At 31.1% G+C, this 26537-nt stretch carries 24 protein-coding genes and 21 tRNA genes; all 45 read left to right on the top strand.

The features are described from left to right. Positions 1-438 precede the first annotated feature (438 nt). The 45 genes from Q0997_RS00345 (at position 439) to Q0997_RS00125 (ending at position 26454) form a co-directional block, all read left to right on the top strand. Positions 439-1812, top strand: a complete 1374-nt coding sequence (locus Q0997_RS00345; protein WP_299883279.1) for a PcfJ domain-containing protein — start codon at positions 439-441, stop codon at positions 1810-1812. Between the two features lie 48 nt (positions 1813-1860). Then, entirely contained in the window at positions 1861-3252 is a 1392-nt protein-coding gene (locus tag Q0997_RS00340) for an RtcB family protein (RefSeq protein WP_299883276.1), read from the top strand. Positions 3253-3278: 26 nt separating this feature from the next. Continuing rightward, positions 3279-3848 carry a hypothetical protein gene (locus Q0997_RS00335; RefSeq protein WP_299883273.1) on the top strand — a complete coding sequence of 190 codons (570 nt, stop codon included), beginning with the start codon at positions 3279-3281 and terminating at the stop codon, positions 3846-3848. Beyond that, positions 3838-4533 (top strand): peptide chain release factor H, encoded by a 696-nt coding sequence (gene prfH, locus Q0997_RS00330; RefSeq protein WP_299883270.1) that lies wholly within the window; start codon positions 3838-3840, stop codon positions 4531-4533. The genes Q0997_RS00335 and prfH overlap by 11 nt, the downstream gene beginning before the upstream one ends. Before the next feature lie 4 nt (positions 4534-4537). Beyond that, on the top strand, positions 4538-5065 hold the full coding sequence (locus tag Q0997_RS00325) for a tetratricopeptide repeat protein (protein ID WP_299883267.1): 528 nt from the start codon (positions 4538-4540) through the stop codon (positions 5063-5065). A 51-nt stretch (positions 5066-5116) separates the two neighbouring features. Then, positions 5117-5431: a hypothetical protein gene (locus Q0997_RS00320; protein ID WP_299883264.1), complete on the top strand. Its 315-nt coding sequence runs from the start codon at positions 5117-5119 to the stop codon at positions 5429-5431. Positions 5432-5481: 50 nt separating this feature from the next. Further along, on the top strand, positions 5482-6033 hold the full coding sequence (locus Q0997_RS00315) for a 3'-5' exonuclease (protein WP_299883261.1): 552 nt from the start codon (positions 5482-5484) through the stop codon (positions 6031-6033). 35 nt (positions 6034-6068) lie between these two features. Next, the gene (locus tag Q0997_RS00310) at positions 6069-7016 is read left to right on the top strand and encodes a C45 family peptidase (RefSeq protein ID WP_299883258.1); all 948 of its coding nucleotides are present in this window, start codon (positions 6069-6071) and stop codon (positions 7014-7016) included. Positions 7017-7736: 720 nt separating this feature from the next. Then, a tRNA-Lys gene (locus Q0997_RS00305) sits at positions 7737-7810 on the top strand. Positions 7811-7819: 9 nt separating this feature from the next. Continuing rightward, positions 7820-7906 (top strand) — tRNA-Ser (locus tag Q0997_RS00300). A gap of 5 nt (positions 7907-7911) precedes the next feature. Further along, positions 7912-7984, top strand: a tRNA-Pro gene (locus Q0997_RS00295). Positions 7985-7998: 14 nt separating this feature from the next. Continuing rightward, a tRNA-Ser gene (locus Q0997_RS00290) sits at positions 7999-8085 on the top strand. A gap of 90 nt (positions 8086-8175) precedes the next feature. Next, a tRNA-Asn gene (locus Q0997_RS00285) sits at positions 8176-8247 on the top strand. A gap of 4 nt (positions 8248-8251) precedes the next feature. After that, positions 8252-8324, top strand: a tRNA-Cys gene (locus tag Q0997_RS00280). 94 nt (positions 8325-8418) lie between these two features. Next, positions 8419-8501, top strand: a tRNA-Tyr gene (locus Q0997_RS00275). Between the two features lie 161 nt (positions 8502-8662). Beyond that, positions 8663-8734, top strand: a tRNA-Asp gene (locus Q0997_RS00270). Between the two features lie 6 nt (positions 8735-8740). Beyond that, positions 8741-8812 (top strand) — tRNA-Glu (locus Q0997_RS00265). 5 nt (positions 8813-8817) lie between these two features. Then, positions 8818-8889, top strand: a tRNA-Val gene (locus Q0997_RS00260). A gap of 5 nt (positions 8890-8894) precedes the next feature. Continuing rightward, positions 8895-8968 (top strand) — tRNA-Met (locus Q0997_RS00255). Between the two features lie 5 nt (positions 8969-8973). Beyond that, positions 8974-9047 (top strand) — tRNA-Leu (locus Q0997_RS00250). An 84-nt stretch (positions 9048-9131) separates the two neighbouring features. Then, a tRNA-Arg gene (locus tag Q0997_RS00245) sits at positions 9132-9204 on the top strand. A gap of 6 nt (positions 9205-9210) precedes the next feature. Beyond that, positions 9211-9281: transfer RNA gene (locus Q0997_RS00240), tRNA-Gln, on the top strand. A 6-nt stretch (positions 9282-9287) separates the two neighbouring features. Beyond that, positions 9288-9360, top strand: a tRNA-Ile gene (locus Q0997_RS00235). A 33-nt stretch (positions 9361-9393) separates the two neighbouring features. Further along, positions 9394-9467 (top strand) — tRNA-His (locus Q0997_RS00230). A gap of 256 nt (positions 9468-9723) precedes the next feature. Further along, positions 9724-10209 carry a ribonuclease H-like YkuK family protein gene (locus tag Q0997_RS00225; protein ID WP_299883256.1) on the top strand — a complete coding sequence of 162 codons (486 nt, stop codon included), beginning with the start codon at positions 9724-9726 and terminating at the stop codon, positions 10207-10209. Positions 10210-10315: 106 nt separating this feature from the next. Beyond that, positions 10316-11311 carry an RNA ligase family protein gene (locus Q0997_RS00220; protein WP_299883253.1) on the top strand — a complete coding sequence of 332 codons (996 nt, stop codon included), beginning with the start codon at positions 10316-10318 and terminating at the stop codon, positions 11309-11311. Positions 11312-12568: 1257 nt separating this feature from the next. Continuing rightward, positions 12569-12681, top strand: a tRNA-Met gene (locus tag Q0997_RS00215). A 298-nt stretch (positions 12682-12979) separates the two neighbouring features. Beyond that, a complete protein-coding gene (locus Q0997_RS00210) occupies positions 12980-14812 on the top strand; it encodes a hypothetical protein (RefSeq protein WP_299883250.1) in 1833 nt (610 codons plus the stop codon). A gap of 72 nt (positions 14813-14884) precedes the next feature. After that, positions 14885-15667 carry an ATP-grasp domain-containing protein gene (locus Q0997_RS00205; protein WP_299883247.1) on the top strand — a complete coding sequence of 261 codons (783 nt, stop codon included), beginning with the start codon at positions 14885-14887 and terminating at the stop codon, positions 15665-15667. Between the two features lie 60 nt (positions 15668-15727). Further along, complete coding sequence (locus tag Q0997_RS00200; RefSeq protein WP_299883245.1) at positions 15728-16090, top strand: hypothetical protein; 363 nt, start codon at positions 15728-15730, stop codon at positions 16088-16090. A gap of 140 nt (positions 16091-16230) precedes the next feature. After that, complete coding sequence (locus Q0997_RS00195; RefSeq protein WP_299883242.1) at positions 16231-16671, top strand: hypothetical protein; 441 nt, start codon at positions 16231-16233, stop codon at positions 16669-16671. Between the two features lie 67 nt (positions 16672-16738). Then, on the top strand, positions 16739-18139 hold the full coding sequence (locus Q0997_RS00190; protein WP_299883239.1) for an RtcB family protein: 1401 nt from the start codon (positions 16739-16741) through the stop codon (positions 18137-18139). Beyond that, on the top strand, positions 18051-18686 hold the full coding sequence (locus tag Q0997_RS00185; protein ID WP_299883236.1) for a hypothetical protein: 636 nt from the start codon (positions 18051-18053) through the stop codon (positions 18684-18686). Before Q0997_RS00190 ends, Q0997_RS00185 begins: the two co-directional genes overlap by 89 nt. Positions 18687-18804: 118 nt before the next feature. Further along, positions 18805-19500, top strand: coding sequence for a hypothetical protein (locus Q0997_RS00180; protein ID WP_299883233.1), 696 nt, complete (start codon positions 18805-18807; stop codon positions 19498-19500). Positions 19501-19531: 31 nt separating this feature from the next. Beyond that, positions 19532-20920: an HDIG domain-containing metalloprotein gene (locus tag Q0997_RS00175; protein WP_299883230.1), complete on the top strand. Its 1389-nt coding sequence runs from the start codon at positions 19532-19534 to the stop codon at positions 20918-20920. After that, positions 20910-21656: a nucleotidyltransferase domain-containing protein gene (locus Q0997_RS00170; protein WP_299883225.1), complete on the top strand. Its 747-nt coding sequence runs from the start codon at positions 20910-20912 to the stop codon at positions 21654-21656. Before Q0997_RS00175 ends, Q0997_RS00170 begins: the two co-directional genes overlap by 11 nt. Continuing rightward, on the top strand, positions 21653-22711 hold the full coding sequence (locus Q0997_RS00165; protein ID WP_299883222.1) for a nucleotidyltransferase domain-containing protein: 1059 nt from the start codon (positions 21653-21655) through the stop codon (positions 22709-22711). Before Q0997_RS00170 ends, Q0997_RS00165 begins: the two co-directional genes overlap by 4 nt. After that, positions 22708-23403, top strand: a complete 696-nt coding sequence (locus Q0997_RS00160; RefSeq protein WP_299883219.1) for a hypothetical protein — start codon at positions 22708-22710, stop codon at positions 23401-23403. Before Q0997_RS00165 ends, Q0997_RS00160 begins: the two co-directional genes overlap by 4 nt. A gap of 8 nt (positions 23404-23411) precedes the next feature. After that, complete coding sequence (locus tag Q0997_RS00155) at positions 23412-24767, top strand: SDR family oxidoreductase (RefSeq protein WP_299883216.1); 1356 nt, start codon at positions 23412-23414, stop codon at positions 24765-24767. 10 nt (positions 24768-24777) lie between these two features. Next, positions 24778-24850 (top strand) — tRNA-Val (locus Q0997_RS00150). 13 nt (positions 24851-24863) lie between these two features. Then, a tRNA-Cys gene (locus Q0997_RS00145) sits at positions 24864-24935 on the top strand. Between the two features lie 7 nt (positions 24936-24942). Continuing rightward, a tRNA-Glu gene (locus tag Q0997_RS00140) sits at positions 24943-25015 on the top strand. Positions 25016-25029: 14 nt separating this feature from the next. Then, a tRNA-Cys gene (locus Q0997_RS00135) sits at positions 25030-25101 on the top strand. A gap of 17 nt (positions 25102-25118) precedes the next feature. Next, a complete protein-coding gene (locus Q0997_RS00130; RefSeq protein ID WP_299883214.1) occupies positions 25119-25745 on the top strand; it encodes a hypothetical protein in 627 nt (208 codons plus the stop codon). A gap of 100 nt (positions 25746-25845) precedes the next feature. Further along, complete coding sequence (locus Q0997_RS00125) at positions 25846-26454, top strand: DUF434 domain-containing protein (RefSeq protein WP_299883211.1); 609 nt, start codon at positions 25846-25848, stop codon at positions 26452-26454. Positions 26455-26537: the final 83 nt, after the last annotated feature.

Raw genomic sequence — 26537 nt, 5'->3', positions numbered from 1 at the left:
GGATTTTTCAAAAATTACATTCTATATTTGCACCGCAATACTGCAACAAAATAAATATTAAAACGAAGTAAAATGTTTAATACCAATGTAAACAAAAGTATAATTGAAGAACTAGGTTCTTTAGTATACTCGCTTCGAGACTTCTTTCCAGATAAATAGAGATCTATTTTTATCATACAAAGAGTCCGAAGCCAAAAGTTTCGGACTTTTTTGTATGCCTTTTTTTCAAAAGTAGTTTAGGCTTAAAAATTCCGGATATCAATTGTTCGAAGTGAACCCTTTTAAGGGATGTTGAAACGAAAGCTAATATAAAATGCAGCTTCTCATTAAATAGTAAAAGCCAAATTAAGATATGATTATAAATGCATACAATTTAACAATGTGTATTAAAAATTTGAGTGGCTTTACATAGAAAATAATCTAGTAAAGAACTTTAAAATGAAAACAAATAAGAATGTAGAGAACAAACACTTACATAAAGGGAGTTATATAAAATTAGTTGAAAAAATATATAACGAAAATAATAAGCCTACTCGTTATAAAGGCTCTATAGAATCAATGCTTCGTGAATTTTTTTCTAAAACCAGCAAGAGAAAATACACATGGAAAAGAGAAACTTTTAAGAGGTTATTAATTCACTTGTACAACCAAAAGTGTTATGCATTATTAAGAAATTATAACAGTGTTAGTGTTCTTCATAATATAAGTGGTTTTGGTAATAAAATAGTAAGAAATATTGAAGATTGGCAAAACGAATGTTTGCAAGAAGAAAAACAACTAAGCGCAGTAATAAAACACTGTTTTGCATTATATGTAACACCAACGTTTTTAGAAAACTCATTTTATATAAGTGAAAAAAAACACATGTTTTGGTACGTTCAGTTGGGAAAAGGAAAAAGTGTAAAAAGCTTATCTAATATGCCAATAAAGCTAACAGATAAAATGGCGCATGAGTTTAGAAATGCTCCTTCATTTTTGTCGGTTAATGAAGCTTTACGTTACGCACAAGCATTAGGTTATGGAGCTTCAACAAAAACCTCTAAAATGATTGCATTTTCAAGGTTATCAATTATAAGAGAAGAGCAAGAATGTTTTTGGGCATCAGTTGTTCAGTTTTTTTCAAAAGAAGAAAATTTAAATGTTAATGAATTAGATGAAGTTGTTGATTATTTAGCATATAAATATCGTGATAATCAGTCGCTTTCAATGAAAAATAGAACATTCAGCTCATTGTTGAATCAAACGCAAGAATGGCATCGTAGTGTTTACTTAAAAGAAAAAGGGGAGGAATTTTCTTGGAGCTCATCAGGAATTAAGCCTTTATACTTTGAAGAAACTTTAGATAATAAAAAAGTTATTTATAAAACTGAAGAGCTTTTAAGTTCAGGGGAGCTTTATGATGAAGGAAATGAAATGCAACACTGTGTTTCTGAATACGATGACGATTGTGATGAAGGAAGGTGTTCAATTTTTTCTTTAAGACAAGAAATTGAAGGTAAACCAATGAAACGCTTGGTTACTTTAGAAATAGAATTACCAAGCTATACAATTGTTCAAGCTAAAGCAAAGTGTAATCAAGATCCTGACAGTAAATCTGTTGAATTAATAAATCACTGGATTAACAATTCACAAGTTAGGCGAAAAAAAGAGATGGAATACGAAAGACCATACCAAGCTCATGGTCAACAGCAAGCATATGCTAGGCTAGTTGAACGTAGACAAATGACTGAGAAGCAAAATTATGATTCTACTTTGGTATTGAAAATAATCTTTTGGATTATGTATTTCATTTTGAAAACAATGATGAATTAAAAAAGAGAAGGTGATTTAATTTTCACCTTCTCATTAAAAACTAAAACAATGGGAAAGAAATTAAGCGGGAAAGACTTAATCAAGTTAGGCTTTCCGAAAAACAATAGTATTAATGTGACTTTAGGTCAAATTAATCGTTACCAGAAAAGAATAAAAAAAGAAAAAATATTAATAGAAGCAAAGAAAGTATTATTAAATCCTGAGGCTTATAAAGGTGATGGTGTTTGGGGTAAAATAGCCGAAAGTTTATTAGATCCTGTAGTGGTAAAAAAGCAAGTATTAAATACACATCGCGCACCATTTCAAATCTATGGAGACAATGAAATCGACGATAAAGCAAAGTATCAATTATTCGATGCTTTAAAACTACCAATTGCAGTTGCTGGTGCTTTAATGCCAGATGCACATGTAGGATATGGATTGCCAATTGGAGGCGTATTAGCAACAAAAGATGCTGTTATTCCTTATGGTGTAGGCGTAGATATTGGGTGCAGAATGTGTTTAACTATATATCCCGTTAAAGCCTCTTATTTAAAAGGAAAGAAGCATCAATTGGAAAATATTTTGTCGGAGCACACCAAATTTGGGATGTACGAAACGCACAAAATAAAACATGATGATCCAGTTTTTGAACGTGAAGAGTTTAAAACGATTCCGTTAGTAAAACGCTTAAAAGATAAAGCTTATAAGCAATTAGGAACTTCGGGTGGCGGCAATCATTTTGTCGAATTTGGTCAAGTAAGTATTCTAGATGTAAATAACGAATGGGATTTACCAATAGGAGAATACTTAGGTGTTTTATCACATAGTGGTTCAAGAGGTTTGGGTGCTAACATCGCTAAGCATTATACATATTTGGCAACAAAGCAATGTCCGTTACCAAAACATGTACAGCATTTAGCATGGTTAGATTTAAATACTCACGACGGACAAGAATATTGGCTAGCTATGAATTTGGCTGGAGATTATGCAAAAGCTTGCCATGATGATATTCATAAACGCATAGGTAAATTATTAGGAGAAAGACCAATTGCCAAAATAGAAAATCATCACAATTTCGCTTGGAAACAAGACGTAAATGGTCAAGAATGTATAGTACATAGAAAAGGAGCGACACCAGCAAAAAAAGGAGAGCTAGGTATTATTCCTGGATCTATGACGGCGCCAGGATTTATAGTTAGAGGATTAGGTAATACAGAGAGTTTACAATCGGCATCTCACGGTGCAGGACGTTTATTGTCAAGACGACAATGTAAAATGACATTAACGCAAAGTGCAATAAAAAAAGAATTGCAAAAGCATGACGTCTCTTTAATTGGAGGCGGTATTGACGAGGCGCCAATGGCATATAAAAACATTGAAAAAGTGATGCAAAATCAATTAGAATTAGTTGAGGTTGTTGGCAAGTTTACACCAAAAATAGTGAGAATGGCTAGGTAAATTTTTGCTTTAAAAACAAAGGAATTATGGGAGCAAATCATAACATAAAAAGATACGGAGAGCAATGGCCAAACTATAGAATAGAAAAGGGTTTGGACATTTTAAATAAATTAAAAGCATGGATTATTATTTCAGGAGGTTGGGCATGGCATTTTATGTCACCAGAAGACCATACAGAATACAAACATGCGCATGATCATAAGGATATAGACATTTTTGTACATCCAAAAGATGTTGCAGAAGTGATGGTAGTACTAGCAGCCAATGGTTTCGAAAAAGTGTGGACACGATATGACCATATGCCAAGTAACGAAAATTTTAGACGTTACGAGAAAATAGATTGGCTAGAAACAGGAAAACAAGTAAGAGTAACTATAGATTTTTTTGAATCTGCGACAGTAGAAGTTATAAAAGTAAATGGTTGGACATTAGTTGAGCCAAAAACGTTATTAAGCTTCTACTCTAACATTCATTCTAGCGATAAATGCTGGGCAGTAAAAGCAGCGTTACAATTAATTGCGAAAGGTGAAAATCCTGTTGGTAATGTATTACTGTCTAAAAATCCTTTAGAAAAAGTATATAAAAATGAATACTAAAATAATACAAATAACCTCAGGTCGAGGACCAGCAGAATGTTGTTGGGTTGTGGCTCAAGTTTTAAAGCAATTTTTAGAAGCTGTAAAACGCAATGCTATTGATTATAAAATATTACAAAGGGAAAAAGGAATAGAGAATTTGACATTGCAGTCGGTTACTGTTCAATTAAAAGGAGAAAACCTAGAGGTGTTTTTAAGTCAATGGAAAGGAACAATACAGTGGATAGGCGTTTCGGCTTTTAGGCCAAATCATAAACGTAAAAATTGGTTTGTGGGTTTATATGAGATAGAACAAAGTCAAGAATTTCAAATTCATGACAAAGATATTACATATCAAGCAACTCGTAGTTCTGGACCTGGAGGACAGCATGTAAATAAAGTGAGCTCCGCTATTAGGGCTATTCATAAACTAACTAAAACACAAGTATTAGTTATGGATAGCCGCTCACAACATCAAAATAAAAAAATAGCAAAAATACGCTTGCAAGAAAAAGTAAGCGCAATACAATTAGAAGCTTTACAAATGAGTATTAAAAACCAATGGGGAAACCATTTAAAATTAGAAAGAGGTAATCCTATACAAGTTTTTAAAGGCTCAAATTTTAAAAAGAATACAGTTGTAAAAAAATATAAAAAACAACGTTGCGCATTAAAAAATGATTTACGCAATGAATTAAATAACTAAAACAATGGAAACTAATTTATTAAATAATTACGTGCTAAAAGCTATTGATGCTTATCCATATGAGTTAGAAGAAACTGTAGAGAATCTAAACTATGCCTTGTCTTACGAAAGTAATAATGCTTACGCATTGTATCTCATGGCGCGTTTACAAGCAGAACAGTTTGGAGATTATGAAAAGGCGAAGCAATATTATGCAGAAGCATTAGCAAACAAAATGGATTATCAACGTGTTTATCCAAGATATATTCAAGTGTTATTGGATAATGACGATTTTGATGAAGCTCAAAAATTAATTGATTTTGCTTTAACAGTAAAAGGTATTGATAAAGGGGTTATTTGGAAAAATCAAGGCCAGCTTTTTGAAATAACACAAGACTACAAAAAAGCAATTAAAGCGCTAAAAAAAGCAAAACAATTTGGATATAATGATGGTTTTATAAGCTATATCAACTCAGAAATATCAAGAGTGAAAACTAAAATGAAACCTAATAAGAAGAAAACATCCAAAAAGAAGAAGAAAAAAAAGAAATAACTATTTGTGATTCCTGCGAAGGTAGGAGTTCACAATAAAAAACAAACCTTTATGAAACGACAAGAATTACTAAAGCGATTCCTTACAAGAACAGATAGAACAGGACGATTTATAGTAAGTTCTAAAATTACTGGGATTACTTATTTCGTTGAACCAATAGATAATGGTAAGCCAGATATACTTTGGGGAGATTTAGATCCTGCAACCAAAAAATTAACTGGCGATTATGGAAATAAAGCTATTGGAGCTGTTAAAGAAAAAGACTCTTTAATTACAAAAGATAATGGGTTTGTAAATATTTTAACCTTCAAAGGAAGTCCCTTAGGCGAAATAGATAGGAGAGATAAAATATATGCATCTCAATAAATAAAGAAAAGTAGGCATGCTTAGGTTTGTCTACTTTTAAAAATAAGATAATGAATTACAATAAAAATATAATTATAATAGATTTAGAGGCTACGTGTTGGAATGGGGAAATTCCAAATGGTCAAGTAAATGAAATAATAGAAATAGGTATTTGTGTTTTAGACATAATTACAGGAAGTATTACAAAAAGTGAAGGGATATTAATTAAGCCAGAACGCTCTAAGGTAAGTTCGTTTTGTACAGAGCTAACAACAATAACTCAAGATCTTTTAGATAAAGAAGGTATTACTTTTAAAGAAGCTTGTGTAAAATTAAGAGAAGATTACAGTGCTAATCATTACACTTGGGCAAGCTATGGCGCTTACGATTTAAATATGATGAAAAAACAATGTAAGTTGCGAGGTGTGGAATACCCATTATCTCAAAAACATATTAATGTAAAAACTCATTTTAGTTGGGTAAAAGATTTAAATAAAAAAGTAGGGATGAAAGGCGCTCTTAATATTTTAAAAATACCTCTAGAAGGGACGCATCACCGAGGTGTAGATGACGCAAAAAATATTGCAAAAATTTTACATTGGTGTTTGCAACAGCAAAACTAAACCTGTGATTTTACTTATTAGAAAAAGGAATTAAAATGGAACGAATTATAATAAATTTAAATGCTAAGCCATCAGAAAGGTGGCATTGGCTTAAAGACTATAGGAAAGAGATGAATAGTCTTTTCAAATACTATTTAGAAGATTTGAGTAGTGCTGGTATTTTCCAAGACTATATAGAAACCTATAAAACACTATTTATTAATAAAGAGTATCAAGAAGAAATTAAATCTGTTTCAAGATATAGTGATTTTTCAGAAAATGAAATATTAATTACAAACTTATATTACGATGCATTAAAGTTTGTTTTTGGTTGTACTTCGTTTTGTGTTACTAATCAAAATGAAAAGCTTCATGCTAGAAATCTAGATTGGTGGTCAGAGAATAATATGCTGGGAAAGTTTACTAAAATATTTGACTTTAAGAAGGATAATGAAACTCAATATTCTTTAGTAAGTTGGCCAGGTTTTATTGGAGCGTTATCAGGAGTAAAACCAAGATTATTTTCAATAACTTTAAATGCTGTATTAAGTAATGAATCGCCTCAGTTTGCTATTCCTATTACGTTTTTAATTAGGGATGTTTTAGAAAAAGCAAAAACATTTGATGAAGCGGTTGTAATGCTTTCTGAAACAACTATTGCCTCAGATTGTTTATTAATGGTTGTGGGCGTAAATAAAGATGAAAATGTAGTTATAGAACGAACCCCAACAACTTTTTCTATAAGAAAAGCTGCGGGTAACAGCTTAATTGTAACTAACGAATATTTATCGTTAACTGAAAATAAACAAACTAATGACACCTTGCAATTAACAGCATCTGGTAGGCACAAAAGGGTGAACGAAATGATTAAGTTTAAATCGCCAGAATCAATTCAAGATCATTTTGATATTCTTTCAGATGGTAATGTAAAAATGGATATTACTGTTCAACAAATGATTTTTAATCCAAAAAGAGGAGAGATTCATTTAAAAACAAAAAAATAATTTTAACTACGTAAAAAGATTGCGTCTTACTGCAATTATATTTGTAGTGTAAATAAAACAGATTCCCACTTTCGTGGGAAATAATTATGATAAAACAAGAAATACATAAACAAGCAATATCGCGCTTTAGTGAATGCGATTATAGAGGAGCAGTTATTTTACTGAATCCCCAAGAAGGACGTTTTGTATCTTTTTTAAAGAGTAGATTATGATTTAAACTCTAATAAAAATAGAATATTAAGCGTCCAACCTAAAAGTTGGACGTTTTTTTTTAATTTTTTTTGAAATGATTATAGAACAGTAAAAAGATTAAAATAGAGCATTGAAACAGCAAAACAATTGGGAGACAGACTATTGTATAACATGTTGAATATCCGTTAAAAAACGGACAGGAATTCTATTGCCTAAAAACAACATAATTAATTGATTATCAGTAAATTAAAATGAAATTTTTCTTGTGTAATTCAAAAAAGCGTTTCATCTTTGCATCGTCAAAAACAAATAAAACAATAATGGAAAATTATTTACAACATATAATTAAACAAAATCTCTGGTTTCGCTCGCCGAAGCATAATATGGTCGCATCTAGTTGTGATGAGAGATTTATAAAATATAATAGGAAGGTTATAGATACATGAGTTGATGTATTTATAGATTTAAAGAAAGCACCTTCCATAAAAATGAGGTGCTTTTTTTATGGTGTTCATTGAAATAAAATAGTGACGTGTAGCTTAACTGGCTAAAGCACTCGACTTTTAATCGAGGTTATGTGAGTTCGACTCTCACTACGTCAACAAAAAAATGGAAGGGCAAGCCAATAGGTGGTGGCCACAGTTTTGAAAACTGTTCGGAGATAACGACTCGTGTGGGTTCGATTCCCACTCCTTCCGCAAAACTAAGAGGAGAACGATGGATAGTTTACTCGCTTTGGAAGCGAGAGGTTGCAGGTTCGAATCCTGTCTCTTAGACGATATAAATAAATGGAGAGTAGGCAAATACTGGTTTGTTGCGCTTGTCTGCTAAACAAGTCCGCTTTATGGCGGTGAAGGTTCGATTCCTTTGCTCTCCGCAAAAAATTATGGGGTTATAGTTTACCAAGCCAAAACAGCACGTTTGCAATGTGCAGAATGGAGTGCAAGTCTCCGTAACTCCTCAAAATGATAGTGTAGCTCAATGGCAGAGCGTGGATCTGTTAAGTCCTTGGTTATAGGTTCGAATCCTATCACTATCGCAAAGACAAGGTGGCTGAATGGTTAAAGTAACAGTCTGCAAAACTGTTTTTTATGAGTTCGAATCTCATCCTTGTCTCAATGATGAAAACATTTTAAACCTGTTTAAAAATGTGACATTCAATTTGTGACTTGATGAGAACGTGTAACAATCTCATCCTTGTCTCAAAATTGGAAGTATTGAGCAATTGGTTGGCTCGCCAGACTGTAAATCTGGTCTCTTCGGAGCATGTAGGTTCGAGTCCTACTACTTCCACAATTAGCATTTATGGTGTAATGGATAGCACTAAAGATTTAGCTCACTCATTTAAAAAAATATGTGTGATACGAACTAATCCAGGTAGATGTACAAAATGAAGATAAAAACGAAGCTATATAAGTTCAGGTTCGACTTCGATTTCAGCTTCAATTTTTAAAGGTTCATTGGGGTAATGGCTATCCTTCCCGACTGTCTCTCGGGAGATACGAGTTCGACTCTCGTATGAACCGCAAAATGCTCTATTAGCATAGTGGTTAGTGCATCCGACTTTCTATCGGAAGACAAGGGTTCGATTCCCTTATAGAGTACAAATTGAGGTATAGCTCAGCGGAAGAGCATCACGCTTACATCGTGACAGTCATAGGTTCGATCCCTATTGCCTCAACAAATTGAGATGTAGCTTAACTAGGTAGAGCATCGCTCTCATAAGGCGAAAGGTTCAGGTTCGATTCCTGACATCTCAACTAATGCAGGAATGGCGGAACTGGCATACGCGCTTGTTTTAGAAACAAGATTTTGAGAGTTCAAATCTCTCTTCCTGTACTAATGTCCTACTGGCCAAATTGGAAAAGGCATCAGTTTTAAGCGCTGTGATTTCTCGGTTCGAGTCCGAGGTAGGATACAAATAAGCTTATGGTGTAATTGGATAACACTCCAGAATACGACTCTGGGAATATGGGTTCGAGTCCTATTAAGCTTACAAAATTAACCTGTGGTGTAATGGCAGCATTCAAGACTTTGACTCTTGAGGTATAGGTTCGAGTCCTATTGGGTTAACAACATTCTGACATAGCTTAATTGGTAAAGTGCAAACCTGATACGTTTGTGGATAAAGGTTCAAATCCTTTTGTCAGAACTAAGATTCCCATTTTCATGGGAATTAAAAATGGTGGTTTTAGTTTAACAGGTAAAATGTCTCACTGTGAATGAGAAGAATAGGGTTCGAGTCCCGAAATCACCCCAAAAAAGGAATAATAGCAAAGCATGTCCTGAGCGGAGTCGAAGGGTAGGTCTATACGTCCGGTAGAAATGAGTTTACGAATTCAACGAATCTTATTTAATGAAATAAAATTCATTGAGTTAAGCCCGGAAGATACTGGTTTAAAATGCTTTTGCATTCACGAGCACAGCTAAAAAAATAAAAATTAGCGAGCTAATCCAGTTTATTCCACAACATAATTATTTAACTAAAAAGATAACCGCTTTCGCGGTCAATATTATGAAAAATGAACAGCAAAAATGGAGAAGCTTTAGTGGTGAATTCTTTGATCAACCTATTACTGGTATTCTAGAAGATGCCATTATAAGAGAGCAAAAGGCTGGACATCGTCTAAAGGTTTGTGTAGGTTCAGATTCTCAAGCCTACAACTCTCACGTAGAATATGCGACAGTTATTGTAGTGCTTCGTGAAGGAAAAGGAGGTTTTATGTTTATGAGAAACTATAAAGGCACAAAACAAATTGGTATTAAAGAACGTATGCTTAAAGAAGTAACTATGTCTGTAGAAGTAGCATATGCTATTTGTGATATACTAGATAAATATAATGTTGCTTTAGAGGTTCACGCAGATATTAATACAGATCCTAAGTTTGAATCTAATGTGGCTCTTAAAGATGCTATGGGCTACATTTTAGGAATGGGATTCGTTTTTAAAGCTAAGCCTTATGCTTTTGCAAGTTCATCTTGTGCAGATAAGGTTGTTTAAAAACGCCTCTAAAAAAGAGATATTCCTACTTAATCAATTCTACTTGGTTTTGGGTGAAACCAAGTAGAATTTCAAAATAATTGTTAACCCTAAAAATCACAAAAACATGGAATTTAAAAAATACAATTCAATTGAAAACTCATATAGAACAGAATTCATAGAACGTGTAGCAATAGCTACCGTAAACAATAATGATTTTGTTGTACAGGAAAAAGTGCATGGAGCAAATTTTAGTTTAATTACTAATGGTAAAGATTTAAAATCAGCAAAACGTACAAGTCTTTTAAAAGATTCAGATTCATTTTACAATCATACCTTAATTAAAGAGATGTATTACACTAAAATGCTATTACTTTTCGAAGCAATAAAAAAGAAATATTCAGATACAAAATCTATTACTGTATTTGGTGAATTATTTGGCGGGAGTTATCCAGATATAGAACAAGCGAGAGGAGCTATGAAGGTTCAAAAAGGAGTGTTTTATGCACCATATAATGGGTTTTATGCTTTTGATATTATGCTTAACCAGTCATATTATCTAAATGTAATTGAAGTAAATCAATTATTAGAAGCACATGGGTTTTTCTATGCAAAAACATTATTTAGAGGTCAATTAAAAGAATCATTAGAGTATTCAAATACATTTGAAAGCAAAATTCCTAAATGGTTAAAACTACCTGAAATTAAAGATAATATTTGTGAAGGTGTAGTTATTAAACCTGTAGAGCCTCATTTTTTACCAAATGGAAATCGAGTTATTATTAAAAATAAAAATGCGAAATGGAGTGAAAAAAGCAAAGCCAATTCTAAAACAGTATTACAAATTGAGCTTTCTAAAGAAGCTAATCTATTACAGGTTGAATTAGAGCGTTATATCAACCCAAACCGTTTGGCAAATGTAATGAGTAAAGAAAGTAATTTAGACAGTTGCCAAATTGGTAAATTAATTGGTTTTCTTTCTAAAGATGCTTTTGAAGATTTCACAAAAGAATTTGGAACATCGTTTCAATTGCTTGAAAAAGTAGAACAAAAACGATTAACAAAACAACTTAATCAATGCTCTGCTAAGCTTATTAGGCAAGAAATTTTACAGCTTTATTGAAAATTTCATAAATCATTTTAACTACGCAAAAACATTGCGTAATAGTGTAAAATATTTGCAGAGTAATTAATTAAAAGTCTTTTGGAATCAGACTTTATAAGTAGTACTCCACCAGATTTTGAAGCTGGTGGAGTTTAATAAAAACGTTCATTGAAATTAAAAGAAGCTGAAAATTTATAGCTTCTATATATAAAGAAATCATTATTTATTATAAATAATGGGGCGGCTTATCGTCCATAGATAAACTTGGTAACAAGGATAAATCTATTTGCAGACACTGCAAATGGAGACTGTATTCTTTTGAGTATAGTACAGGTAAGCAAGCAACTAACATAAATTTCTATTTACAAGGGGCAACCGCTGAGGTAAATAAGGGTTTATAGCTAACATTTAATTAGGCTTGAAATGGAGACATTAACAGGAAAAGTTGTAGTAATAGGTTACGTATAGATCATCCAATTTAACGGAGCGTATTGCAGTATTATAGGTACCCGATAGGAAACTATTCGGTAGCTAAACATACGGTGTGTTGGGAAACACGCATGGAAAAGGTTGGTATTTTGTAGGCTAAAATCTACGAAGCCATTTTCGAAGCCCTTTTCCAAGGTCAAAACTTTATTTCTAGGTTCGATTCCTAGTATCTAAACCATAATTTGATACTGCTCAGTTGGTGAGTAAAAAGCAAAAGACTTCGAACATTACAGCAGTTAGTAGTTGCCTAAACCCATTGTAATATATGGGGAGATGGAGGTCGCAAACCTTTGTCTTGCGGTGAACATTCTAATAAGCCGCCTCAAAAGAGGACGCTTATAAATGGTGAGGGAGCCAACCCTTGTAATTGCAAAGCGTGACAAAAGTCACTATGCAAGTCAAGTCTAAGTTGCCGAACAGTTGTAATGTATTAAGGCATCGAACAAGTACGTAATTCTCTAAGCAATAAGAAGCACGTGGAAAACTAGAGAAAGTGTAAACTATAATTCTAGGAAAGCTTGTTTATAAGCGGAGGTATTCTCAGAACGCTTTTTAAAATATTAGGCCTCTTTAGCTTAAAAGGAAGAGCTGTGGTAAAAGACTTTTAATCGTAGCCACGGAGTGATTGAATATGTCGTTAGTGACAAGCTTGCTATCGAATAGAATTTGCAGAAGCACCGAAATTATAGTAGGGAAGCGCATTTAGAGTCAATCTGTTCACGTTATGTGAAAGTACCAGTTCGAATCTGGTAAGAGGTACAACGTTCTTTAACATAATAAAAAAATAGTCCAGTAGCTCAGAAGGTAGAGCAACGAAAATACTTTTCGCCTTCAGCAAAAAAAAGTTCCTGTATAGATTCATAATCCGTGTGTCGTGGGTTCGAGTCCCACCTGGACTACAATTAAATTACTGACACAGAAAGTTCCTATAACATTCATTGGAGAAATTACTTTCCGTTAGTAAAAGACACAAAGCGTTCCTATAATCTGGTTCGATTCCAGAGCTCGAAAGAGCTTGAGGTTAATTTACGCTTCGTCATAAAAGACATATAGAGTTCCTATAAATTTACGACTTGCTGCCCGAAAGGGTACAAGATAATTACTCTTCGTCTTTAAAAAAATAATAGGTAAAAGGTGTTCCTATTTCATTGACCGATAATCAAAACCATACACCTCACTTATTTAAATATTAATAACATGAATACATTAAAATTATTTAACGCTGTAGTAGCGAAAACATCAAACGAAAAGCCATACATCTCAGATGAAGGCTATATCATAGCTCCAAATGCACTTTGGGCAAAAGACAGAATCATTACTTTTTTTAAAGCTGAAAAATTAAATGGTAATGATCTAAATAAAACGTTTCACAAATCATGGAGTAAAATAAAAAATAGCTCTAGATATGAATTGTGTGCAGGACAAATAGAACACTATATGTCAACCTATGGAAGTGACTTTAATGATGACATTTATATTCCAGAAGAAATTTTAAATATTCCAAATGTAAAGCTCAACTATAAAGTTATAAATGCATATTCTGCAGATATAATGAAGCAAAAATGTTTAGCTTTATTAAAATCTGGTATGGCTTTAAAAGAAGATACTGTAGACGAATTAATCATTGTATTGGTAGATGAATTAGGTTACACATTTACTGGTAAAGAAAATATTAGAAATAAAGAGGCGATTGTAAAATTGGCAGAGTATTATAATATTTATCCAGAGCATCCTGTTGAGTTTTTTAGATACATTATCTATAGAGCTACAGATTCTACTTTATTAATCAAAAATGATGAGTTAATTGAATTGATAAAAAACAGTTCATACAATCCAACACAAGCGTTTAACAGTTTTGGATTAGAAAAACTTGCTGAGATATTTAATCGATTTAAACCTTTGTTTTTGGCATTTAAAAACAAAGCTCCAAAAACGATTAATAAAATTAGTAAGCTATCTAAAACGTATCACAAACCTTTAGTATCTAATCCGTTAAATGATGTTACAAATACATTGATAACTGATAAAGATGTACATTGGTTAGATAACGCAACGCCTTTTGCATTATTTAAGGCTTTGTCTGCTTGCTATTCAAGAAAACAAGGGCAAGATGCCTTTTTATACAGAATTAGAAACGGTAAATCATTTGTGAAATCTGATACTACTTCTGTTGTAAGTAGAAATAATATCCTTGCTAATCTTTTAAAGAAAAGTAAGGCTAGTAAATACAAGGGTACAGTTATAGAAAACACAGTGTTTAAGGAAAATTATGAGTTCTTACTTAACTATTTAAAACAACGTTTTAATTTATCTGGTAAGCGTTTATTTTTTCCTGAGGACATTACCTATGCTTTGCCAACATCAGAAAAAATGTATGTAGGAAATATTCCTACTGGGACACGTTTTTATGGTAAAAAATTGGCAGTAGGTATTTATTGGGAAGATGCATGGGGAGCGCGAGACTTAGATTTATCTGGTTTAAATATTGCTGGTAAAATTGGTTGGAATGCTACATATAACCAACAACAGGGTAACCTAATGTATTCAGGAGATATTACGTCTGCTCCAAATGGAGCTGTAGAGTATTTGTATGCTAATAAAGGTTTAAATGTACCAACTTTGGTTCAAAACAACGTGTTCTCAGGGACTACAGATTGTGGTTACAAAATTGTTATTGGTAAAGGTGATAAAATCTCTAAAGATTATATGATGAATCCAAACAATTTGTTTGCAGATGTTAAATGTGAATCTGTACAGAAGCAAACCATTTTAGGAATGTTACTTCCAAAAAAAGATAAGCAATGCTTTGTGTTATTAAATTTTGGTGCAGGTCACACCAGAGTTTCTGGTAATTCTGAAGTATCAAAATTAGCAACTAAAGCCTTGTACCAGCAATGGAACGAACCGTTATCATTTGATAATTTGGTTAGAACTTTAGGTGCAGAGATTACAGATTATAAAGATGAAGCAGACTTTGATTTCTCTTTGGAGAATTTAGAAAAAGATAGTTTCTTAAAGCTCTTTAGCTAGAATGAAGCCTCTTTAAATAGCCTACAAAATTAGTTTTGTAGGCTTAATTTAAAAATAATTAATATTTAAAACATGTATTTTTTAATTCAATCAAATATATACTCAGATCCAGATCATGATAGAGTATATGAAGCATTAGATACGTTAAACTATCCTTATGAAACTATTGAGGTTCTAAAAGAAACTAAACATTTAGAACTAAAAACAAACCGTAAGGATATATTCGTTTATGGTTCAGTACGATTAGCACGTTTGGCGCTACAATATAAAGATTGGTCGCCCAATTCATTTTATGGCAATAATCACTTATTTGAAATTTACTCTAAACACTATAAGAGTAATACACTTAATTATAATTTTCAAGTTCTAAAATTGACCGATAAGATTAATTGGAAAGCTAATTCTAAGCTATTTATTAAGCCTTATAGAGATGCAAAGGTTTTTACGGGTAAAGTTTTTAATCAATCATCTTGGTCTGATTATGTATACGAAGCTTTGGAAAGTCAAGCTTCAGAAAATTTGAATAAAAATACACTTATCCAAATTTCAAAGCCACAAGAAATTTTAAAGGAAGCTAGACTTTGGATTGTTGGTAAACAAATAGTAGATGCTGGTTATTATAAGTTTAATGAAAACGTATTATTTGAATTAAATGTAGCGCCTGAAGGCATTGCCTTTGCAAAAGAAATGATAGCTGTTTTTAATATCGCTGATGCTTTTGTTATGGATATAGGCTTAACCAATAATGGATGGAAAATAGTTGAAGTTAATTGCATAAACAGTTCTGGGTTCTACCCAAATACCAATGTAAAATCCATTTTTAAAGCTTTACATAATTATTTTTCTTTAAAATAAATTATCTACGCAAAATGATTACGCAATACACTATAATATTTGTAGTGTAATTAAGAAATAATGGAAAAAATTATTATAACATGTAAAAATTGTGATGCATCTCTTACAAATCAATTAAAGAAAATTAAACTAGACTTATCTCTTTTTGAAGAAGATGAAGAAATTATAGAAAGAGGATTTTGGAGTGAAGGACATGAAGATGTATCAATCTCTCATAACGATAGAATATTAATAAACTGGCGAGATTCGAAACTAATAAACCACAAATTAATAAAAAACTATTTTGGTTGTTGTGGATATGAGCCAGTTGATTTTTTAAACCAAATTTGTCCTAATTGCAAAATTGGGATAGCAACTATAGTAAACGAATGCTATACTTATGATTATGTAGCAATTAAGGTTGAAAATGTTAAAGTAAAATAACAATGAAAACAAAAGTAACAGGACACGATTTAATCTCCCTAGTATAGACTAGGAAAATGGATGAAAGATGCTATGATGTATATTAATGAAAAACCTGCAAGTCAAGTAAAGAACTTTTGGGTTTTATAAAAATAAAAGAGATGTTTTTTATTGAATACGATGTATTAGATGCTGGTTGGGCTAAAGGAAGAATTGGTGATTTAGAAAAATCTATTGATTTTGTGGTTTCTTATTTACATGATTCATTAAAAGAACTAGCGGAATCAGCAATTAATATACAAACAAAGGATTATGCAAAGGTTGTCTTTATGGATGAGCCAGGGGAATTTATATTAGAATTAACACGAAAAGATAATTTAATTATATATCAGTTAAAATGGTATCCAGATTGGTATAGTTGGAATATGATTAATACTGATAATTACCAAATACAATTAGAAGGAAAAACTACCGTAGCTAAATATATTAATCAGGTACGTGAAGTTTTGATTAAAATTTTAAATAAAATGAACCCAGAAGCTTATAAGGAAAAATGGGTTTTACATGAATTCCCAACTAATGAGTATAATCTTTTGAAATAAAAAAACTGCGCAATAACATTGCGCAATACGCTATAATATTTGTAGTGTAATTAAGAAATTAGAAAACATGAAAACAAAAGTAACAGGACACGATTTAATCGCATTAGGTTATAGACAAGGAAAATGGATGAAAGAAGCCATAGTATATATTAATGAAAATGAATTAGAAGGAGAAGCAATGGCATTGTATTTAGAGCAATTTAAATCGCCAGATCCAATAGCATTACACGCAAAATCAATTGATTTTTCAATAAATATTAAAGCTGAAAATGAAGAGGAAAAAGAGAATGTAGATAAGGTGGTTAACTCTATGCAAACCTTAATGAGAACACCAACATTAGTTGATGGTGCTATTATGCCAGATGCCTGTCCAGCAGGTCCAGATGGAACCATTCCTGTTGGTGGTGTTGCAGTTGCAAAAAATGCGATTCATCCAGGAATGCATAGTGCAGATATTTGCTGTTCGGTGATGTTGACTGATTTTGGTAAAGCAGACCCAAAAGCTATTTTAGATGCTGCGCATGCTAACACACATTTTGGTCCTGGAGGAAGAGATAGAAATTCGCAGTTTAGATTTCCAAAGGCCTTATTAGAAGCTTTTGAAGCGAATTACTTTTTAAATGATGGCAACATGATTCAAGCTGCGAGATCGCATTTGGGAACGCAAGGTGATGGTAACCATTTTTTATTTGTTGGACAATCTAAAAAAACAGGAAATACTATGCTGGTAACACATCATGGTTCAAGAGGTCCAGGTGCTAGACTATATACAAAAGGTATGAAAATAGCCGAACGTTTTAGAAAAGAATTATCACCAGAAACGAAAAAGCAAAATGCGTGGATTCCTTTTGAAACTGAAGAAGGTCAAGCGTATTGGGATGCTTTGCAAGTAATAAGACAATGGACAAAAACCAATCACGAAGTAATCCATAATGTTGTTGCCGAGACTTTAGAAATCGATATTGAAAACAGGTATTGGAACGAGCATAACTTTGTCTTTAAAGATGGCGATTTATTTTACCATGCTAAAGGAGCAACGCCATTAGATAAGAAGTTTATGCCAGATATTACAGGTCCAAGATTGATTCCTTTAAATATGAGTGAACCAGTGTTAATTGTAGAAGGCGATACCACTAAAACCAATTTAGGTTTTGCACCACACGGCGCAGGTAGAAATGTGAGTAGAACGCAACATAGAAAAAGTAAAACAGGTACAACTATGGATATTTTTAATGAAGAAACCAAAGGTTTAGATATTAGGTTTTTCTCTAAGGAAATTGACATTACCGAGTTACCTAGTGCTTATAAAAATGCGAAAGCAGTGAGAGCACAAATGGATGAGTTTAATTTAGGTAAAGTGATTGATGAGGTGATGCCTTATGGTTGTATTATGGCTGGCGATTGGCAGAAAAATGCACCTTGGAAGATTAGGAGAAGACAAAATAAAAGAAATAAAAATAAGTCTTAGAAATAGAAAACAGGCTAACTTAGGTTGGTCTGTTTTTACAAAACCTAAAAAAATGCACCCTAGAGAATATCAACCAGCAGGCTTTTTCCTATCAATTCTAATCATTTTAGTTTTTGCTATTTTTATCCCTATACTCACTGTTTTAGCATTAATTTTTATCCCCTATTTAATAGTAACAAGTTCTATAGATAGGAAAAAAAGAAAAGAAAAGTTAAAAAATATATTAGGTAAAAAAAATGGTGAAATATTCCTTTTATATAAAGAATACAATCAATTTAACTTCAATAATTATTTTAAGGAAAATAATTTCAAAATTGACTGCCTAAAGATTGAAACATATACTTTCAACGATCCTTTATTAGAATACTTGGCTAAAGATACTCAAACCAAAGGGTTTCCATGTTTAGTGAAAATTATTGATGGAGATATAATTACAAAACAACATTACAATTCTTTTAAATATTATGTGAAGAGGAATAAAGATCTTGAAAGTTTTTTTTCATTGTTAAGAAGGTCTATTAATAATTTAAAAAATGAAATAGAATAACTTAAAGTTGGCCTACTTAAAAAATAAACTACGCAAAAAGACCGCGTATTAGGTTTCGACATTTGTAATGCAAATATTTTTAATCCGAAAATAAGGATTGAAATAAACCATAGATTAAATGAAACCGCAACTTGAAAAATTAACAAATCAACTTTATAATACTTTTAGTAAATACTCAATTAAGGGAGATTTAAGAGATAGAAGTTGTGACTGTTGTGTTACAGATGAAGAAATAAGGGTGTTGTTATCTAAACCTTTAAAAGATTTAAATGATGATGATATTGGACATTTCTCTCGTTCTGCAATATCAACTTTTGGACATGTAGAAGATTTCAAGCATTTTTTGCCTAGAATATTAGAGTTAATGCAAGACCCAAATAGTGATACATTAGATGATTTCACAACATTTGAAAAGTTGAATTATAGCGAATGGGAGACTTGGGATAGAAATGAAATTATTACTATTGATAACTACTTGCTTAAACTTTGGGAAGATGTAATTACAAATGAAAATGCAACTTTTCATCAAATAGGTTGTGTATTAAATATTGTTTCTAAATATACAGGGTTAAATAAAGCTTTAAGCATATGGAAAAATAAGGAGTCTTCTAATAGTACTCTATTTATAGCAGAATCTATAGTTAATGGTTTGCAATACTATATAAGCAAAGAAATTATTAGTGATTTAACATATTGGTTTTATAAAGACATTATACTATTTAGAATTGAAAAAGAATTCTTTAATACAAAAGATGAAGATTTAGCGAGTACATTATCTATTGCTCACTCTATTATTGAAAATAAGTATATATAGAAATCTTAGATTATTTAACAGCGAAAAAATTATGAAGAATATTGAAAGCCTTAGAAATAAAGTCTTTAAAGAAGAAAACTTTAAAAACTTATTAAAAGAAATAGAAGAACAAGGCGGAATTGCAATGTTAATTGGAGGAGCAGTTATAGATAGTATAAAAAAATTACCTCTAAAAGATATCGACATTGAAGTTTACGGTTTGTCTTATCCTCAATTAGTTGTTTTAATTGAAGAATTAAATATACCATGTAATTTAGTAGGGAAATCATTTGGTGTCATTAAAACAACAATAGATAATATAGAAATAGATATTTCTATTCCAAGACGAGAAAATAAAATTGGAATTGGACATAAAGGATTTGAAATTGAATTAGATCAAGAAATGACACCTAAAGAAGCCGGAAAAAGAAGAGATTTAACAATTAACAGTATGTATTTAAATTTACATAATGGCAGAATTGTTGATCCTTTTAATGGTATAGAGGATTTAAAAAAAGGAATAATAAAAGCAACAGATAAAAATACTTTTATTGAAGACCCATTAAGAGTCTTGCGTATTATGCAATTATTGCCAAGAAAGGGAAGAGAAGTAGAAAAAAGAACAATGACTTTATGTCAATCAATGGTAAATACATTTTCTGAATTGCCTAGAGAACGTGTTTTTGTTGAGTGGGAAAAATTATTATTAAAAGCAGATAAACCATCAATAGGTCTAGATTTTTTAAAAGATTCAAGATGGTTAATACACTTTCCTGAATTAAAGGATTTAATCGGTTGTCCTCAGAACCCAGTATGGCACCCTGAAGGCGATGTATGGATTCATACAAAAATGGTTCTGGACAATGCTGCTAAATTAAGACATTTAATTCCTGAAAAATGGAAGCTTGCTTATATGTTTGGAGCATTATTACATGATGTTGGAAAACCTTCTACAACAACTCCAGATTTAAAAGCTCATGGACATGACGTTGCGGGTATTAAAATAGCTGAAGCTTTTTTAATGCGTTTAACTAATGATAAAGATTTAATTAATAAAGTAAAAACAATTGTAGGTTTACATATGATGCCTGGTCAGTTATTTCGTTCTCAAGCAAAAGATGCTGCATGGAAACGATTACATAATAAGTGTAGACTGGATATCTTAGGCTGGCAAAGTAAAGCAGATTCTGCAGGTAGAACAGGAAGGAATGTTATTTTAGATAGACATGAAACTTCCGAAAAATGCTTTGAGCTATTTAAAAAGTTTGGAGAAAGAAAAATTGAACCTGTAGTTTTAGGTAGAGATTTAATCGATTTAGGATTAAAGCCATCTAAAAAATTTAAAAATATCTTAGATAAATGTTACGAAAAACAGTTGGATGGATTTAATAGAGAAGCTATTATGCTAGATCTTAAAAATTTAAAGAAAAATGAAAACTAAAATACTAGAAAAACTTTCTGAAATAGAGAAAGACAAAAATATAGACATACTATTTGCGGTAGAATCTGGAAGTAGAGCTTGGGGATTTGAGTCACCAGATTCAGATTACGATATCCGTTTTGTATATAAACATAAAAAAGAGTGGTATTTAAACCTTTGGGAACAAAAAGATACTATTGAGTTCATGACAGAAGACGATCTTGATGGCTCTGGTTGGGAATTTCGCAAAGCTTTAAAATTATTAGCAAAATCTAATGCGTCTTTTTTAGGCTGGTTATTTTCTCCTATTGTGTATAGAGCGAATGGCGATTTTTTAAAAGAAATTAGAACTTTGGCAGAAAACAACTTTAATCCTGTATCTGGTTTTTATCATTACCATAGTATGAGCTACCGTTTTGAAGAAACACTAGATACAGATAAAATGACGCTAAAAAGTTTTTTCTACGCCATAAGAACTGCTTTGTGTGCTAATTGGGTTTATAAAAACGAAACTATTCCGCCAGTTTTGTTCACGGAATTGTACCCAATAATTGATGAGAAATACCATACTATATTAAATGATTTAATTCATTTAAAAAGTAAACATATTGAAAAAAGTACAGAACCTGTTAGCAACACTTTAATTACATTAGTTAGAGATATTGTTACAGAAAATAATAGTATTAAAAACGACTTAATTAATAAAAAGCCGAATCCTGAAGAATTTAATGCATTCTTCTTAAAAGAAATACAATGACAATAGAAGAATTAAAAAAATCAGGATCGATAATATTAGAAAGTATTAGTGGCAGTAGAGCTTATGGCTTAGATACTGCCACTTCTGATACTGATATAAGAGGTGTTTTTATTTTACCAAAAGCACAATTTTACTCGCTTAATTATATAGGTCAAATTAATAATGAAACGAACGATATCGCTTATTATGAATTAGGAAAGTTTATTGAATTACTCTCTAAAAATAATCCAAATATTATGGAACTATTAAATGTTCCTAAGGAGTGCATACTTTATAAGGATCCAATATTTGATACTATTAAAAAGAAAGATTTTGTATCTAAACTTTGTAAGAACACCTTTGCTAATTATGCATTTACTCAAATAAAAAAAGCAAGAGGATTAAACAAGAAAATTGTAAACCCTGTTGAAAAAGAAAGAAAGTCTGTGGAAGATTTTTGTTATGTAAGAGAAGAAAAGGAATCTATAGTGTTTAAAGATTTTGTAAAGAAAAAGAATTTAGATCCAAAACATTGTGGATTAGTAAATCTAGCTCATATGAAAGATTGTTATAATCTATTTTATAATGAAGAATTAAATTATAATGGTATAGTTAGAGAAAACGGAAATGAAGTGTGTTTAAGTTCTGTACCAAAATCTGAAAAACCTATTGCCGTTTTATATTTTAATGTAGATGGGTATTCAACCTATTGCAAAAAATATAAAGAATATTGGGATTGGGTAGCAAAAAGAAATGAAGAACGTTATAAAAGTAATATTTCTCACAGTAAAAACTATGATGCAAAAAACATGATGCATACGTTTAGGTTATTACATATGGCTAAAGAAATAGGATTACATAATGAAATTAATGTTCGAAGAACAGATAGAGACTTTTTGTTATCAATAAAAAATGCTGAATTTGAATACGACGATTTAGTGTCTCGCGCAGAAACTATGAAAGAAGAACTTGATGCTATTTATGATAATTCTCAATTAATAGATAGACCTGATTTAGATTTAGTAAATAAACTCGTTTATGAAATGAGAAATAACTTTTATAATATAAAAAAGTGAAAGCAACTCTATTAACACAACTACTATTAGATTCAAAAGATCTTTTTTCAAAAGATTGGTTAACAGTTAATTCTATGTTTTTTCATGAAGACTATCTACGTGTTTTTTCAAAGAACTGTATTAATTTTCATAAATATGGTGTGTCAAAAAATGTACAATTCCCTTATTTTTCAGAAGAAATAGCTCCTAATTTAGAAGGTTCTTTTTCATTTTTTAAACATGCAATTTCAGAAATTAATAAACGAGATTTTGTCTCCGACGTAATAAATAAAAACATAATTTGCAGTACAATACAAAGCGTGTCTTTTGAGCATGTTCTTTTATTAATGGGGCAACGACAAACGCCCGCAACAATAAAAACTGTAGAAGGTTTGCCAATGACCAAAAAAGAGATGCTAGACAATAGCTTGAGTCATTATAATAAGCAAATTAGTGTTGGTGTTCGTGCTTGGGAAAAACATATTGATAGAACAGAAGATTCCTTTTGGGGAGAAATTAAAGGTTCTCCACAACAAAAATTAGATAAAGTAAAAGGCATTATAAATAATATAATAGATAATCATACATGGTGGAATACGTTTTATCATTACAAACATGAAATTGTTTTTGAAATAAGAATAAAAAGTGGCCATGGTATACGATGGTCCAAATACGATAAATCGCTAATAGGTTTTTTAGAACCTTTTTTGTAAATATAATTATGGACCAATATAATTTCACATCTAAAGAATGGGAATCTTGTCTAAAGGTATTGACTGAGTTAAAAGAGAATCCTCTTGATAATCCAGATAACCAAAAATTTGGGGCTTTGATTTCAAAAATTCATAAAAGAGCTAAAAAGCAGAATAGATCATCTAGTTATAAATTTAAAAAAGGACATGATTTAGAAATTCTGAAAAATTCTAAAATTGCTCAAAATGCATTAAACAATGTTTCGGAGTATGATGGTTTAAAGCAAAAAGAACAATTTTATCAAACTATTAATATTCCTAAAAACTGTTACTCGTGTAATAAATCTTATAATCAAGTTCATTCTTTTTATAGTAGATTGTGTCCAGATTGTTCAGAAATAAATTATGAAAATCGCTTTAAAAAGGCTGATTTAACATCTAGAAATGTAATTATTACTGGTGGTCGTGTTAAAATTGGTTATGCCACTGCATTGCGTTTTTTAAGATGTAATGCTAATGTTTTGGTGACAACACGTTTTCCTGCTTCTGCTTTGAACCTATTTAAAGAAGAAAAGGATTATGAAACTTGGAGTAAAAACTTAATAGTTTATGGACTAGATTTAAAACACTTAAAATCTGTAGAATTATTTATAGAGTATTACAAATCTAATTATGAAAGTTTAGATATATTAATAAATAATGCTGCTCAAACTATTAAATATTCGGATCAATATTATATTCCAATAATTAAAAAAGAGCAAATGCTATTGTCAAATTTTAATGAGCCTCAAAAGCTTATTGAAAACAAAACACCATTAATGCAAAAAGATAAAGCATTAGCATCTGTAAAGGATATAGATTTGAAGCTTAATCGATTTGGTCAGCCTGTAGACTTGAGTACTAAAAATAGTTGGAATTCAACTTTAGATGAAATTTCTATGTATGAATTAGTAGAAGTTAATTTAATTAATCAAATATCACCTTACTTTTTAATAAAAGAATTAACACCACTTATCAAAGCATCAAGATTTGAACAAAAATTTATTATTAATGTCACGTCATCTGAAGGTCAATTTAGTTATGCTAATAAAACGGTTTTTCATCCACATACAAATATGACAAAAGCTGCTTTAAATATGTTAACCAGAACTTCAGCGAAACAATATGAAGATTATAATATCTACATGAATGCTGTAGATGTAGGTTGGGTATCAACTGGAGCCATAGAATCGCTAAGAGAAAAGCAATATGAACAAGGTTATATTCCACCTTTAGATCCTGTAGACGGAGCATCAAGAGTTATTCATCCTATAATTGAATCTTTAACTAATAATAATATATTTGTTGGTAAACTTTTAAAGAATTATAGAGAAGAAAATTGGTAAAGTATTGTAAAGAACGTTAGCTCAACTGGAAGAGCGCTTGACATACAATCCTGAGGTTGTGAGTTCGAATCTCATACGTTCTTTACTTTTTTAAAACACGTAATAGTTTAATTGGAAAAACATTAGGCAACATTTCTAAATTTGTAGGTTCGAGTCCTACTTACGTGATTTTTATTGGATGCTAGCTCAATTGGAAGAGCGCCTGCCTCTCAAGCAGGAGGTTGTGAGTTCAAGTCTCATGCATCCAACTTATATAAATAGGGGAGTAATAGTTTAACTGGAAAAATAGCGGGTTGCAAACCCGAGGTTGTAGGTTCAAATCCTGCTTGCTCTCTTTTTAAAATTAATACCATGAAAACATCTACTTGTAGTGATATTTTATTTCAATTTTTATCTCATAAATTAAAAGAGAATAAAAAGAATAATAATTATAACTTGCCTATTGAATTATTAGATTTATGTATAATTATTCAATGGAGATATAAAAAGTTAAATCGGAATTTAAAAAGACATAAGGTTGAGCAAAATCAGTTATTACATTTAAAAAATAATGCAATAATTAGTATTTATAATAACTCTATACTTGATCCGATTATAATTGAAAAAAATATTGCTATTGATAACAATCCTTTGAAATGGTATTTTTATTTCCATGATAATACTAACTTATTTAAATCTAAAGATAAAAATGAAGCTTTAGCCGAATTTTTATATCTTATATGTTTTAATCCATTAATAATAAGTAACCATAAACAGCTTATTAGTCTAATTGTAAAAATTGCTAATAGAGCAAAAATAAATAGGACGAATAATTATAAACTTAGGTGTTTAAAAGTTGTAAATTCAGAAACAAATTGTTGTATTTTTCCAGTAGAACTTATGGAGGTACAATATGAAGATACAAATGTTTTTCAGGTTAAATATTTTTCAGGAAACGTTGCGGATTTAAAACCTAAAAAGAAACCCTTCTGGAGGTAATTTGTATGACTATTTATAGAAACAGAGGAAAAGACAGTAATGATGATGTCTTATTTGGTTCAGAAAAAATTCAGAAAAACTAAAAGAAGCTATAATAGATATGCACTATTTGCTCTCTAGGGGTTATGCCGAGAAATCATCATTGCAACTCGTTGGAAATAAGCATCGTTTAAACGTAAGGCAACAACAAGCCGTTAGAGGTATGAGTGCTTCGCAACAACAAATAGAAAGACGAGAAAACCACGTCATCCCTTTTAAGAATATAACTTCTGAAACCATTATTATAGATGGGTTTAATTTGCTTATTATTTTAGAAAGTGCACTTTCTGGTGCTTACTTATTTAAAGGATTAGATGCTGCATATAGAGATTTGTCTGGTGTTCATGGTACCTATAAACGCGTACAACAAACAGAAAACGCATTGCTTATAGTGGGTAATCTTTTAAAAGAAAATGAGGTTATTTGGGTGTTTGATAGACCTGTGTCTAATAGTGGTCGTCTTAAAACCATACTTAGAGACATCGCCATAAAACATAGTTTTAATTGGGACATTATTTTAGAAAACAATCCAGATAAAATCTTAGCAGAAAGCAATCACATTGTTGTAAGTGCAGATGCTTGGGTTTTAGATAGAGCAGAACTTTGGTTAAATTTAGGCGCACATATTATAGAAAATCATATAACGAATACTTCAGTAGTATATAGTTGAATCAAAATAAAATATCATAGAGTAATCTAACCTAACAGGTCTATTAAAAAACAAATCTGATTATCTTAACTTAGATAAAATTC

Source organism: uncultured Lacinutrix sp. (assembly GCF_947500325.1).
GTDB lineage: Bacteria > Bacteroidota > Bacteroidia > Flavobacteriales > Flavobacteriaceae > Lacinutrix.
The sequence above is the reverse complement of the archived record's forward strand: the minus strand, read 5'-3'. Positions and strand labels throughout refer to the sequence as shown.